This window comes from Gilliamella sp. B2838 (assembly GCF_026536185.1).
Taxonomy (GTDB): Bacteria; Pseudomonadota; Gammaproteobacteria; order Enterobacterales; family Orbaceae; genus Gilliamella.
Map to the genome: position 1 here is coordinate 42,556 of NZ_JAFNOO010000010.1, position 13,561 is coordinate 56,116.

Consider the following 13,561-nt stretch of genomic DNA (forward strand, 5'->3'; position numbering starts at 1 on the left):
TTATGGCTTTGTTAGATATTCGCAATTTAACCATTGAATTTATCACCCCAGATGGACTATTACGCGCGATAGATCGTGTTAATTTGAAATTATCAGAAGGTGAAATTCGTGGATTAGTGGGTGAATCGGGTTCAGGTAAAAGTCTGATTGCTAAAGCTATTTTGGGTGTGACGAATCATAATTGGAAGATTTCAGCCGATCGTTTTTATTTTAATGATATTGATTTACTTAAACTAACGACAAAGCAACGTCGCAAGGTCATTAGCGCACATATTTCGATGATATTTCAAGAACCACAATCTTGTTTAGATCCGTCTATGAAAATTGGCCAGCAATTAGTTGATGCAATTCCAAGGCGAACGTTTAAAGGACATTGGTGGCAGCGGCTATTTTGGCGCAAAAATCGTGCAGTTGAATTACTGCACCGAGTAGGGATTAAACACCATAAAGAGATATTAAAATCTTACCCGTTTGAATTAACAGAAGGTGAGTGCCAAAAAGTCATGATTGCTATTGCGTTAGCCAATCAACCTAAACTATTAATTGCGGATGAACCAACTAATGCGATGGAAGCAACCACAGAAGCGCAGATATTTAGATTACTTGCCAGTATGAATCAAAATATTGGTACGACGATTTTACTTATTAGTCATGATTTACAGATGGTCACCAGATGGACCGACCGGATCAATGTCCTTTATTGTGGGCAAACGGTTGAAATTGCTGACAGCGAAGATTTAATTAAATCGCCTTATCATCCTTATACTCAAGCTTTAATTTATGCTATTCCTGATTTTGGTAAAGCTATGCCACACAAAAGCCCATTAAATACACTTCCGGGTGTAATTCCATCACTCGAACACTTACCTATCGGTTGTCGTTTAGGTCCACGATGTCCTTATGCTCAAAAAAAATGTATTCAAGCACCTGACCTTATCTCGATAAAAGATCATTCTGTTGCTTGTCATTTTCCGTTAAATATGGATGAGTAGTTATATAAAATAGGAACAGATCATGAATCCAATACTGAAAGTGCGTAATTTATCGAAGCGTTTTAAAATACCTAAAGGCTTGTTGGGTACGCTGCTAATTAATGCTGTTAATCCGGTATCTTTTTCGTTAAATGAAGGAAAAACGTTAGCCATTATTGGGCAAAATGGATCGGGAAAATCGACGTTGGCTAAAATGTTGGTTGGTATGATAAAACCAGATAGTGGCGATATTTGGCTTGACGGTAATAAGGTTGAATATGGCGATTATCATTATCGCTGTCAACTTATTCGCATGATATTTCAACATGTTGAAAGTTCGTTTGATCCAAGATTACGCATTGGTCAATTGTTAGAAATACCTTTAAAACATAATACTAAATATAATGCTTATGAGCGTGAAAGATTAATTAGTGATGTATTAAAACAAGTTGGGTTATTACCTGAGCATGCTGCTTATTATCCTTCGGTTATGGCGGCGGGGCAAAAACAGCGAGTCGCATTAGCTAGGGCATTAATATTAAAACCTAAAGTCATTATTCTTGATGAAGCTTTGGCGGCGTTAGATATTTCAATGCGTTCTCAAATTGTTAACTTAATGTTATCACTACAAGCCGAGCATAATATTTCTTATGTTTATGTCACACAAGATATTGGTATGATGAAGCATATTAGTGATGAAATTTTAGTTATGCATAATGGGGATGTTGTTGAGTATGGTAACACAGCAGAAGTGTTAGCATCGCCGTTAAGCGATATTACCCAAAAATTAATTAATAGTTATTTTGGTGAAGCGTTAACCGCAGATAGCTGGCGAACTGATACCCGAGCTTTTTAACGTGTATTGATTTTTCTTATATCATCTTTAGCTCGATAAGCTTTCATCTATCCTATAATAACGGTTAACTATTCTCATGATTTTTTGTGAATTATGTTAGCTAATTGATTAAATAAAAATCTCGACAAATAATATAAAACACTCTATATTTAGCTATATGGATTTCTAGACGTCTATTTTAGGTGTTTAAAAATAACTCATTGTTTTTAGGAGCTTTTGTTATGCCAATTTGTATTCCTGACTCATTACCTGCGGTTGATGTATTACGTAATGAAAATGTATTTGTTATGACTTCATCTCGGGCCAATACTCAAGAAATTCGTCCACTCAAGCTTCTTTTTCTTAATTTAATGCCTAAAAAAATCGAGACTGAAAATCAATTTTTACGCTTACTTTCCAACTCATCTTTACAAGTTAATATCCAGCTATTACGTATTGATCAACGCGAATCAAAAAATACACCGGCTGAGCATTTAAATAGTTTTTATTGTGATTTTGATAATATAAAAGATCAGAATTTTGATGGGCTTATTATTACCGGTGCGCCATTAGGCAAAGTTGCATTTTCAGATGTTGTTTATTGGCCTAAATTGACTGAAATTATCAAATGGGCGAAAGATCATGTGACTTCCACCTTATTTGTTTGTTGGGCGGTACAAGCAGCGTTAAATGTTTTATATGATTTGCCAAAATTTACACGCACCCAAAAACTATCTGGGGTTTATCAGCACCAAATCGCTCAGCCTAATGCCATTTTAACACGCGGTTTTGACGATACTTTCTTAGCCCCTCATTCGCGTTATGCTGATTTTCCTGTTGATAAAATTAAACATTACACTGATTTAACCATTTTGGCAGAATCTGAGATAACCGGACCATATTTAATGGCAACAGCCGATAAACGTATGGCGTTTGTGACTGGCCATCCGGAATATGATTCTTTCACGTTAGCTAATGAATATTTTCGTGATTTAAAAGCCGGTATTAATCCACAAATACCTTATAACTATTTTCCTGACAATAATCCTGAGTTAGCTCCTAAAGCGACATGGCGTAGCCATGCTTATTTATTATTTAGTAATTGGCTGAACTATTACGTTTATCAATTAACACCATATGATTTAACCACACGTAATTTAACTATTGATGATTAAGTGAAAATAAATCATGTCTTCATTTAAAGAAATAGTACTAAATTAACTGGTTTGGTGTTAATCATTCACTATCTATGTAATGTCGTTTGATGTCTATTTTATAAATTGAATTTTTCTGTCATTGGACGGAATACGAGATGGGTAGAAAACAACTTTGATTTTTATGGGATAGCACCTTAATTAATTGGGTATTTCCGTTTTTTTACCTCGGGTCTATGCAGAAATTATCCATTATAAATCGATTGGTGAAACGCTAAATTTCCATACACCTCACTTAGGTTTCATCGCTGGCGCGTTAACTAATGGCATGAGTCAATTTGTTATCTTGTATATACCTATAGTGAAGGCAAGTAAGTTTATTAAAATACTGCAAAAAGTCGGCGCATGGGGCAAAGGGATGATAGGTAGCCGGTGGTGTCACCGATTTTGTGGTATTTGATCCCCATTAAGAACGCTGTCAAACTCAGTACAAGAACTTCCCGAACTTCGCAACCCAAAAACTGAATATTTGGTAAGCCAAGTCAGATGACAATGTTGCAGAAGGAAGATTGAAAAATTGTTTGAAAGGACCATTAGATAGCGCTTTTGATAAATTTTTAGCGTGATTAATTTAAAAATAAAAGATAAAAGATCCTTATCTTGCATCATGTTAGTCATAGTTATATTATGGTTAGTAATGCTATATTATTTAAGGAATTTATTATGTTAAAGTCAATTGATCCAACTACTACTTCCGCTTGGAAGTCACTGCAAACAAGCTACCAAAAACACCATAATAAAACTATTGCACAGATCTTAAAAGATGAACCTAATCGTGTTGAAAAACTCAGTATTCCATTTGAAGATGAATTTTTGGTCGATTTATCAAAAAATCGTGTGACACAAGAGACATTGGACATTCTCTACAAATTGGCGCAAGAATGTGATTTAAATAGCGCAATTAAAGCGATGTATAGTGGTGAAAAAATTAACCGTACTGAAAACCGTGCTGTTTTACATGTAGCATTGCGTAATGTAGAAAATAACCCGATCTATGTCGATGGAAAAAATGTCATGGATGACGTTAATGCCGTACTGGCAAAAATGGCGTCATTCAGTAAAAAAGTGATTAGCGGTGAGTGGAAAGGTTATACCGGTAAAGCAATTACCGATGTTGTCAATATTGGTATTGGTGGTTCGGATCTTGGTCCACATATGATTACAGAAGCTTTACGCCCTTATAAAAATCATTTAACCATGCATTTTGTATCGAATGTTGACGGTACGCATATTGTTGAAGCGCTCAAAGGATTAAATCCTGAAACAACCTTATTTTTAGTTGCATCTAAAACGTTTACTACCCAAGAGACCATGACCAACGCACAAACTGCACGTAAATGGTTACTTGATGCTGCAAAAGATGATAAAGCGGTTGCATTACATTTTGTCGCGTTATCAACTAACGCCAAAGAAGTTGAAAAATTCGGCATTGATACGGCAAATATGTTTGAATTTTGGGACTGGGTCGGTGGGCGATACTCATCGTGGTCAGCAATCGGGTTATCGATTGTTTTATCTATTGGATTTGATAATTTCAAACAATTTTTAGCTGGCGGTCATGCTATGGATAAACATTTCCAAAGTGCGCCAATTGATAAAAATATTCCTGCATTACTCGCGTTAATAGGGCTTTGGTACAATAACTTTTGTGGTGCTGAAACCGAAGCTATTTTACCTTATGATCAATATATGCATCGCTTTGCTGCTTATTTTCAACAAGGAAATATGGAGTCAAATGGTAAAAGTGTTGATCGTAATGGTAATAAAACAACGTATACGACTGGTCCAATCATTTGGGGCGAACCAGGAACCAATGGGCAACATGCGTTTTATCAACTCATTCATCAAGGTACTAAGCTCATCCCTTGTGATTTTATCGCACCAGCTATCAGCCATAATCCGGTTGGGGACCATCATCCAAAATTGTTATCTAACTTTTTTGCTCAAACAGAAGCATTGGCTTTTGGTAAAACAGCGCAGCAAGTTGAACAAGAGTTTATTGCAGCAGGTAAACGTTTAGATGAAGTTAAATCCGTTGTGCCATTTAAAGTATTTGAAGGTAACAAACCGACTAATTCAATTTTAGTGAAAAAAATTACGCCTTATACTCTCGGTGCATTAGTTGCGATGTATGAACATAAAATCTTCACACAAGGTGTTATCCTTAATATATTTAGTTTTGATCAATGGGGCGTTGAACTTGGCAAGCAGTTAGCGGGTCGAATTTTACCTGAATTGGCTGATGATAAGCCGGTAAGTTCTCACGATCAATCAACCAATAACTTAATTAATCAGTATAAAAAGTGGCGTTAATCTGATTTTATTGATTCAATATAGTTGAACCAATAAAAAACCTTCAGTTTTTGGACTGAAGGTTTTTTTTATAGCTAACAAGATCAGTAATTACTTCTTAACTCGCATTATTGGTGTTTTTCCTGCTTCGACAGTGCCCGATAATTTAGTTAGTTCGGCAATGGTTTCCATGTTGGAAATGACAACCGGTGTTAAGACTGATTTTGCTTTACTTTCCAGTAATGGTAAATCAATCTCTATAATTGTATCACCTACTTTAACTTGCTGACCTTCTTCGGCTATACGTGTAAAACCTTCACCTTTTAGTTCTACTGTATCAATACCAAAATGCACAAAAAGCTCAATACCTTCGTCTGATTCGATGGCGAAAGCATGATTGGTCTCGAAGATTTTGCCAATTTTACCACTTAATGGCGCAACAATTTTATTCCCAGAAGGTTTGATTGCAACACCATCACCGACAATTTTTTCAGCAAAAACCACATCAGGTACATCTTCGATTTTGACAATTTCACCACTTAGTGGCGCAATAATTTCGATGCTATTTTTACTATCATCGGACACAAATTGCTTTATTTTATCGAACAGTCCCATCGTTGTCTCCTAACAAATTTGCTTTTCAGCGGTATAAGTTTGTATTAAATCAAGAATTTCTTTAGCTGTTGCTTTTTCTAATGCTGTATCTGCAAATTTTTTCGCTTCTTGGTAATTAGTATTACGAATTAATTTTTTAATTTTCGGAATAGATACCGCACTCATACTGAATTCATCAAGCCCCATACCAAGTAATAAGATAGTGGCTCTTTCATCACCAGCAAGCTCACCACACATTCCTGTCCATTTACCTTCTTGGTGAGACGCATCGATAACTTTCTTAATTAAAGTTAATACCGATGGTGAAAGTGGATTATAAAGGTGTGAAATAAGCTCATTACCACGATCAACGGCTAATGTATATTGTGTTAGATCATTAGTACCAATACTAAAGAAATCAACTTCTTTCGCTAAATGATGTGCAATTACCGCAGCAGCTGGCGTTTCAATCATGACACCAATTTCGATATTTTTATCGAATGCTTTACCTTCTGCATTTAATTGTTCTTTTAGAATATTGATTTCTGATTTTAATAGACGAATTTCTTCAACAGAAATAATCATTGGGAACATAATGCGAAGTTTACCAAATGCTGATGCACGTAAAATAGCGCGCAACTGAGCATGAAGTATTTCTTTTCTATCTAAGCAAATACGAATCGCTCGCCAGCCTAGGAATGGATTCTCTTCTTTTGGAAGATGCATATAAGGAACATCTTTATCACCACCAATATCCATAGTACGGACGATGACAGATAAACCATTAGTGGCTTGTGCTACTTCTTTATACGCTTTAAATTGTTCTTCTTCATCAGGATAACTTTCACGATCCATGAATAAAAATTCAGTACGATAAAGACCAACACCTTCATAACCATTACGTTCTGCACCAGCGATATCGCGTACGGTACCAATATTGCCACAAATTTCCACTTGATGCCCATCAAGGGTAACAGCTGGTAAATCTTTCAATTTAGCGAGTTCTTCTTTGTCGGCAAGATATTTTGCTTGAACTTGTTTTAGCTTTTCTTGAGTTGAATGATCCGGATTGATGTAAATTGCATTGTTGATGGCATCTAAAATTACAAAATCACCTTGTTTGATTTCTTGTGTTGCATTAGATGTCCCCACGATTGCTGGAATTTCTAATGAACGAGCCATGATTGATGTGTGTGAAGTGCGTCCACCTGCATCAGTGATGAAGCCTAACACCATTTCTAAATTTAATTGAGCGGTTTCAGAGGGTGTAAGATCCGTTGCAACTAAAATACAAGGTTGGCTTATTGCACTTAAATCGACAATTTCGATGCCTAAAATATTTTTTAGTAATCGTTTACCAATATCACGAATGTCTGCTGCACGTTCTTTTAGATATTCATCGTCTAAATTTTCAAGCTCTTTTGCTTGTGCTTCAAATACAGATTGTACTGCCGCATCGGCGCTTGAGTGTTTACTTTCGATTCGTGAAATAACTTCTTGTTCAAGATCTTCATCTTCAAGAAGCATAATATGACCTTCAAAGATAGCCGCTTTATCTTCACCTAATGTTGATTTAGCTCGTTCCATGATAGCGTTAAGTTGCTCGCTAGACTTTTGACGAGCTTCTTTAAAACGTTCAATTTCTGCATCGATTTTGTTATCAAGAATTTGTTTATTATTAATAACAATAGGCTCTTCTTTTAATAATAACGCTTTTGCAAAAGCGATACCGGGAGAAACAAGTATACCTGATACCATAACATTTAATCCTTATTCAATTTTAAAACTGTTCATAGCTAATTGGGAGTTATTATTCTAATTCTGGAATTAATTTTACTAGATGATGTACTGCTTCTTTTTCATCTTCGCCTTCAGCAGAAATTGTAATTGTTGTTCCTTGTGTTAATCCTAAAGTTTGTAATTTAAATAAACTTTTAGCACTTGCGCTCTTACCATTGGATGTAACTGTAATTTCAGAGTTAAAGTTTTTTGCTTCTTTGACAAATTGTGCAGCAGGACGGGTATGAAGACCATTCGATGCAGTAATTGTGACATCTTGCTTGTACATAGTTATTTTTACTCCCAAAAATATTATCATTTACGCGAACAATATAAATAAAAACTGCCAGAAACGCCAGTAAGATTTAATATAACTTTGAAACAGTTAATATTATTTTTAGTAATACCTCAAGATTAGTCATATTTTATCAATATTGGTAAATTCGAGTGATCTTATCACTACACTTTTTGAATTCAACTTGCCCATGAACACCATGTTTAATGTTTTCAAAAACGGCCTCTTCGCTACCATCATGCTTTGAAATTTTAATTTCTTGCTCACAGAATGTTTCAAATCGTTGCAGTTCTTGTTCACTCGTTCCTAATTTATAATGGTTTGGTAAATCTTGGCTTTTTACATAGGTATGGGTTTTATCGCGTAGATCGAGAATAATAACACCTTTGTTTGATGACCATGAACTACAGGCTGTTAATGTTAAAGCAAACGTGATAAATAGCAGGGGAAATTTGATGAATAAACTTGCAATGTTCAAAATAATTCCTTTATAAAGCTTGGTAACCTGTTTATTATTTATAACTAGGTATGAATTATATACTAATTATTAGTGAAAGTGCAGGGTGCATTTTATTGACGTGACAAGATCAGGGTGGGGTAATGACTGATACTATTAACTATGACGAATTAAATCGTCAATTAATCGAATGTAACATTGGGATTAATGCTGCTGAATTACATGGTTTTATATCCGGGATTTTAGCGGGTGGTAATCATGATGAAAGTTGGCGTCCATTAGTCAAGGATATGTTAAATAATGGAGAGGCGATTGCAGAACCATTAGAGCAACAAATTAAAAAGCTTTATGATTTAACCAAACAGCAATTTTCTAATGAAAATTTTGAGTTTGAGTTATTACTTAGTGAGCATGATCTGTTTTCGCAGATCGATGAATTAGTTGGTTGGGTTAATCATTTTTTACTGGGAATAGGTTTAGTTCAACCAACGATTAACCGATTAAAAGGTGATGTTGGCGAAGCGATTTATGATTTACGTCAAATAGTCAAGCTTGGTTATGATGAAAATGAGGATCAGCAAGAACTTGGTTTTGCTTTTGAAGAAATTAAAGAGTATGTCCGTATCACCTCAATGTTGTGCTACGATGAATTTAATGAATCAGATATTGTACCGACTATTCATTAATTGGAATAATCATTTCTTTTTAGGATCATTAAAATGATAGATACAGATATTAAAACTGAACTGTGTAATCGTCGTGAAACATTACTTGCTAAAATGGCAACCAATAGTGTGGCACTTTTCTTTGCAGCGCCAGAAGTTGTTCGAAGTAACGATACGCATTACCCTTATCGGCAAAATAGTGATTTTTGGTATTTTACTTGTTTTAATGAGCCAGAAGCGGTTTTTGTAGTAATTAAACAACATGATAATCAGGCACGTTATGTCTTATTTAATCGAAAAAAAGATCCTTTAGCTGAAACATGGACCGGTTATCGTTTAGGGCAAGCGCTTGCTTTAGACACAGTTTGGGTGGATGAGGCTTATTGTTTTGACAGCATTAATGCTAATTTACCAAAAATCTTGAAGGGAAAAGATATCGTTTATTATGCCGATGAGCAGTATCAATACGCGGATAAGATTATTAAAAAAGCATTACGAGCTTTAATCAAAGAAGGTAAATCCACTGGTTTAAAACCAATTTCAATCAGTGATTGGCGGCCTGTTGTGCATAAAATGCGAATGTTTAAATCAGATTTTGAGATAAATATTTTACGGCAGGCTTGTGATATCAGTGCTCAAGCTCACCGAAGGGCTATGCAAAAATGTAAGCCAAACTTGTATGAGTATCACTTAGAGGCAGAAATTTTATATGAATTCGCGTGTCATGGTGCCCGATATCCTGCTTATAATACTATTGTTGGAAGCGGTAATAATGGCTGTATCTTACACTATGAAAATAATAGTGCACCATTGAAAGAGGGTGATTTGGTACTCATTGATGCGGGATGTGAGTATCAGCATTATGCGGGTGATATTACGCGAACATTCCCTATAAACGGTAAATTTAGTCAGGCTCAACGTGAAATTTATGATATTGTTCTGGCATCACAATATGCCGCAATTAAGCTCTTAAAACCCGGAAACTCAATTAACCAAGTTAATCAGACCGTGATTAAAATTATGGTCGAGGGATTGGTAAAATTAGGTATTATGCAAGGCGATGTGGATAAATTGATCGCTGATAAGGCGTATACTGAATTTTATATGCATGGTTTAGGGCATTGGTTAGGCATTGATGTTCACGATGTAGGAAGTGATCGCCTTTATCTTTTAAAACCAGGTATGGTGTTGACTGTTGAACCAGGATTATATATTAACCAAAATGCCGATGTACCTGATCAATATAAAGGGATTGGGATTCGTATTGAAGATAATATTTTAATTACTTCATCGGGTAACGAAGTGCTCACTTCTGCTGTACCTAAAGAGCCTAGTGAAATTGAAAAGCTGATGGCCAATAAAGCATCGGTTATTGAGTGATAAAAAGTGCCATAATCATTGTTTAAAAAGATTATGGCTTTTAGTTTAATTATTGTTAATGAATTGTATATAGTCTAGCGTTTGATTATTAGTCTAAATTAATTGATTTATCCCGATTAAATACAATTTTGATTTTTAAATTTTGTGCAGCAATAGGTTTGTATTTCCATGTCTTCATGGCATTAATTACCGATCGGTTAAAAATATTATTGGGTTGCGCTTCAATAATTCTGATATTTTCAACACGCCCTTCGCTATTAACATCAAACATAGCAATGACATATCCTTCTAAACGCATATCGAGTGCTCGTCTAGGGTATTCTGGTTGATTTCGACTAATTGGAGAAGCGCTTGCCGAATATTGGCGATTATCCGATATTTTAGGTGCGACCGAAGTGCTAGCCATATTTTCACTTGCAACTTCTTGTCTAACTTGTTGTTGTGATGATTTTTGTGTCGGTTGTGGTTTTTTCTTTGGTTTGGGTTGTGGCTTTACCACCTCTTTTTCAGGTGTGATAACTGGTTTATCCGGTATTTTAACGGGTTCTGGCTCTGGTTTTTTTTCTTCAATAACTTCTGGCTCAACAACTGGTTCTACTGGTGTTTCTTCAATAGGTTTATTGTCGATAACATCACTGTTATTGTCACCTTTTATTTCAGGTTTGTCTTCAACTAAAGATTGTTCAGGCGCTGCTAATTGTGATAAATCAACCATCACAGCTTTGATTGAGTTGTCTCCTTCTTCAACAATGATATCTTTGGCAAATAGTGCGGAGCTAAATAATAAGGCGAATAAGCATAAGTGTGAAGCGACCGAAAGGGAGGTAAATAAATAAGTACCTTTCGGCTTTTTCTGAGCAACAATTTGCGGATCTTTTTCAGTATTGATATCAATATCAAAGTTAATCTTCATAATAATTATCATTTTTTACTTAAGGATGGCATTTTAAATGAAAATGCTTATCATTTGTAGTTTTTTTTTAAAGATGATATATCAATAACTTGTTGCACAAAAAGATTTATCAGATAATAGTCAATAAATTTCTATTGTTTTTAGCGGTTAGGCTGATGAATAATCCATCAATGAATCAAATTCTCGATCTTATAAAAGATGACTTAGTAAAAGTTAACGCAGCAATACAGGCAGAGCTTAGCTCTGATGTCGCTTTAATTAATCAATTAGGTAATTATATTATTAGTAGCGGCGGCAAACGTATTCGCCCTGTTATCGCATTATTAATTGCTAAGGCGCTTAATTATCAGGGCGATAAACACATTATTGCTGCTGCTTTTATTGAATTCATTCATACAGCGACATTGCTACATGACGATGTGGTTGATGAATCTGATTTACGACGTGGAAAATCAACCGCTAATGCACTTTTTGGTAATGCCGCTAGCGTATTAGTTGGCGATTATATCTATACGCGATCATTTCAAATGATGGTACGCACCGAATCGTTTAAAGTGTTGACTATCATGTCAGCGGCAACAAATGTTATTGCTGAAGGTGAAGTGCAACAGTTAATTAATTGTAATGATCCAAACATTACTAAAGAGCAATATTTGGAAGTTATTTATCGCAAAACCGCGCGTTTATTTGAAGCCACCTCCCATTCTGCTGCGGTATTAGCTGGCGCTAATGAGCAGCAAGAATTAGCCTTGCAAGAGTATGGTAAATTTTTAGGTACCGCATTTCAAATTATTGATGATCTATTGGACTATAGTGCTGATAGTAATCAAAAATTGGGTAAAAATTTAGGTGATGATCTTAATGAAGGTAAACCAACATTACCGTTGTTACATGCTATGCATAATGCTGGCAACAGTGATGATGCTGAATTAATTCGTCAAGCTATTTTACAAGGTAATGGGCGACATTTGTTAGATCGTATTTTACAGATTATGCAAGACTGTGGATCTCTCGAATTTACGTTACAAACTGCACAGCAGGAGGCCCAAAAAGCCTTTGATGTTATTGCAATTTTACCTGATTCACCTTACAAAAAAGCGCTGCAAGATCTTGCTTTGCTATCTGTTAAAAGAGAAAACTAAGCTGACTGAGCATGTTTGTGTTTGATGCTGAGCAGCATCGTTTTCTTTAAACTGTTTGATATTCACTATTTGAATAATCATTGTCAAATTTTGTCAGAGTAATACTTTATGTTTAACCGTACTTGGCCTGTTTTTTTAATATTTATTTCGATGATTTCGGTTCAAGGTAGTGCATCTATGGCGAAATACTTGTTCCCTGTACTTGGTCCAGAAGGGATGACCGCTTGGCGACTGACTTTTTCATCGGTTATGTTATCGATTATCTTCAAGCCTTGGCGTAAACCAATAACCAAACAAGCTTTCAAATATATTTTTTGCTATGGTGTTGCAATGGGCTGTATGAATTTGAGCTTTTATAATGCTATTGCTCGTATTCCGTTAGGTATTGCTGTTGCCATTGAATTAACCGGTCCTATTATGGTAGCGATGTTTTCTGGTCGTCGTTTGACTGATTTTGTCTGGTTAGCCATTGCGGTTGTCGGGTTAGCGATGTTATTACCGATTCATCAAGCATCCAATGATTTAGATCCGATGGGTATTTTGTTGGCATTATCCGCCGGTGCATGTTGGGCATGTTATATACTCTTTGGGCGTCAATCAGGTGCTATTCACGGTTCATCAAGTGTTGCAATTGGATCTATTATTGCGTCATTTTTGCTATTTCCAATTGGTGTGTGGCAAAGTGGCAGTGCTATGTTTTCGATAGACTTATTACCGTTAGTTTTTGTCGTTTCTTTATTAGCGTCGGCTATACCTTATGCCTTAGATATGGTTGCACTACCAAGGTTACCGGCTCAAACATTTAGTACGCTAATGAGTTTATCGCCAGTATTTGCAGCATTTTCAGGTTTGATAGTGTTGCATGAGCAATTAACTCATTATCAATGGTTTGCTATTGGGTTAATTATTATCTCATCAATAGGAACCGTATTGGCGATGAATCGACCGGCTAAGATTAAATCGATCAAGCCAGTCATTAACTCAGAAAACACATCGCAAAACTAATATTGGGTGCGATGTGTTG

14 protein-coding genes are annotated in these 13,561 nt (G+C 35.6%); 9 read left to right on the top strand and 5 right to left on the bottom strand.

Going from position 1 to position 13,561, the window contains the following annotated elements:
• The first annotated feature begins 2 nt into the window (after positions 1-2).
• From J3U63_RS10595 to pgi, 5 genes are all read left to right on the top strand, one after another.
• Positions 3-992, top strand: coding sequence for an oligopeptide/dipeptide ABC transporter ATP-binding protein (locus tag J3U63_RS10595; RefSeq protein ID WP_267334138.1), 990 nt, complete (start codon positions 3-5; stop codon positions 990-992).
• A 19-nt stretch (positions 993-1,011) separates the two neighbouring features.
• A complete protein-coding gene (locus tag J3U63_RS10600; RefSeq protein ID WP_267334191.1) occupies positions 1,012-1,827 on the top strand; it encodes an ATP-binding cassette domain-containing protein in 816 nt (271 codons plus the stop codon).
• Between the two features lie 221 nt (positions 1,828-2,048).
• A complete protein-coding gene (gene metA, locus J3U63_RS10605) occupies positions 2,049-2,981 on the top strand; it encodes a homoserine O-acetyltransferase MetA (RefSeq protein WP_267334139.1) in 933 nt (310 codons plus the stop codon).
• Positions 2,982-3,165: 184 nt separating this feature from the next.
• A complete protein-coding gene (locus J3U63_RS10610; RefSeq protein WP_267371455.1) occupies positions 3,166-3,420 on the top strand; it encodes a hypothetical protein in 255 nt (84 codons plus the stop codon).
• A gap of 263 nt (positions 3,421-3,683) precedes the next feature.
• Positions 3,684-5,333: a glucose-6-phosphate isomerase gene (pgi, locus tag J3U63_RS10615; RefSeq protein ID WP_267334141.1), complete on the top strand. Its 1,650-nt coding sequence runs from the start codon at positions 3,684-3,686 to the stop codon at positions 5,331-5,333.
• A 90-nt stretch (positions 5,334-5,423) separates the two neighbouring features.
• Here the strand turns inward: pgi and crr are convergent, their stop codons facing one another.
• The 4 genes from crr to J3U63_RS10635 all read right to left on the bottom strand — a co-directional run bounded on the left by crr (position 5,424) and on the right by J3U63_RS10635 (position 8,458).
• The gene (gene crr / locus J3U63_RS10620; RefSeq protein WP_065634094.1) at positions 5,424-5,927 is read right to left on the bottom strand and encodes a PTS glucose transporter subunit IIA; all 504 of its coding nucleotides are present in this window, start codon (positions 5,925-5,927) and stop codon (positions 5,424-5,426) included.
• 9 nt (positions 5,928-5,936) lie between these two features.
• The gene (gene ptsI, locus J3U63_RS10625; RefSeq protein WP_267334142.1) at positions 5,937-7,664 is read right to left on the bottom strand and encodes a phosphoenolpyruvate-protein phosphotransferase PtsI; all 1,728 of its coding nucleotides are present in this window, start codon (positions 7,662-7,664) and stop codon (positions 5,937-5,939) included.
• Between the two features lie 52 nt (positions 7,665-7,716).
• Positions 7,717-7,974, bottom strand: coding sequence for a phosphocarrier protein Hpr (gene ptsH, locus J3U63_RS10630; protein WP_065634096.1), 258 nt, complete (start codon positions 7,972-7,974; stop codon positions 7,717-7,719).
• 139 nt (positions 7,975-8,113) lie between these two features.
• Positions 8,114-8,458 carry a hypothetical protein gene (locus J3U63_RS10635; protein WP_267334143.1) on the bottom strand — a complete coding sequence of 115 codons (345 nt, stop codon included), beginning with the start codon at positions 8,456-8,458 and terminating at the stop codon, positions 8,114-8,116.
• 122 nt (positions 8,459-8,580) lie between these two features.
• Here J3U63_RS10635 and J3U63_RS10640 point away from each other — a divergent pair, with 122 nt between their 5' ends.
• The gene (locus tag J3U63_RS10640) at positions 8,581-9,123 is read left to right on the top strand and encodes a UPF0149 family protein (protein WP_267334144.1); all 543 of its coding nucleotides are present in this window, start codon (positions 8,581-8,583) and stop codon (positions 9,121-9,123) included.
• Positions 9,124-9,156: 33 nt separating this feature from the next.
• On the top strand, positions 9,157-10,482 hold the full coding sequence (pepP, locus tag J3U63_RS10645) for a Xaa-Pro aminopeptidase (protein ID WP_267334145.1): 1,326 nt from the start codon (positions 9,157-9,159) through the stop codon (positions 10,480-10,482).
• A gap of 88 nt (positions 10,483-10,570) precedes the next feature.
• On the opposite strand, the gene J3U63_RS10650 is transcribed toward pepP, so the two are convergent.
• Positions 10,571-11,395, bottom strand: coding sequence for a TonB family protein (locus J3U63_RS10650; protein ID WP_267334146.1), 825 nt, complete (start codon positions 11,393-11,395; stop codon positions 10,571-10,573).
• Positions 11,396-11,550: 155 nt separating this feature from the next.
• Between J3U63_RS10650 and ispB the strand changes: the two genes are divergently transcribed.
• Positions 11,551-12,537 (top strand): octaprenyl diphosphate synthase, encoded by a 987-nt coding sequence (gene ispB / locus J3U63_RS10655; protein WP_267334147.1) that lies wholly within the window; start codon positions 11,551-11,553, stop codon positions 12,535-12,537.
• A gap of 108 nt (positions 12,538-12,645) precedes the next feature.
• A complete protein-coding gene (locus tag J3U63_RS10660; RefSeq protein WP_267334148.1) occupies positions 12,646-13,542 on the top strand; it encodes an EamA family transporter in 897 nt (298 codons plus the stop codon).
• Positions 13,543-13,561: the final 19 nt, after the last annotated feature.